This is a genomic window from Pedobacter sp. GR22-10 (assembly GCF_026239715.1).
In the GTDB taxonomy this organism is placed as follows: Bacteria; Bacteroidota; Bacteroidia; order Sphingobacteriales; family Sphingobacteriaceae; genus Pedobacter.
In genome coordinates this window covers 1-494 of record NZ_JAPIVR010000016.1, presented here as the reverse complement: position 1 = coordinate 494, position 494 = coordinate 1, and the positions used below count along the sequence as shown (strand labels likewise).

Annotated in this window: 1 protein-coding gene; it reads right to left on the bottom strand. The window is 47.0% G+C overall.

Annotation, left to right across the window (positions count from 1 at the left end; translation table 11 throughout):
• Window positions 1-494: MBG domain-containing protein (locus tag OQX64_RS22350; RefSeq protein WP_265820421.1), on the bottom strand; the 494-nt coding region annotated here is incomplete at both ends.

The following is a 494-nucleotide window of genomic DNA, read 5'->3' as shown; positions in this document are numbered from 1 at the left end:
AAAGTATCGGTACCCACTAAGACAGGAGCAAAAGTATAAGTCAATGCAGGATCAGCATCGCCATAGGTTTTGCTTTTCGCGGCTGCCGTTACCGTTACCGTTTTCGCACCAATCGTTAAATCAGCACCTACATAAGTTAAAGTATAGTTGCCGTTCAGTGCAAGCGTACCCTGGTTGATCGCATACGTTCCCACATTTTCGCCTGACAAACGGCTTAAACTTCCCGTGAAAGTATCGCCGGTCTGAAGTGCCGGAGCAAAGGTATACGTCAGTGCAGGATCAGCATCACCATAGGTTTTGCTTTTCGCAGCTGCTGTTACCGTTACCGTTTTCGCACCAATCGTTAAATCAGCACCAATATAAGTTAAAGTATAGTTGCCATTCAGTGCAAGCGTACCCTGGTTGATGGCATAAGTACCCACGTTTTCGCCAGGCAAACGGCTTAAACTTCCCGTGAAAGTATCGGTACCCACTAAGGCCGGAGCAAAGGTATA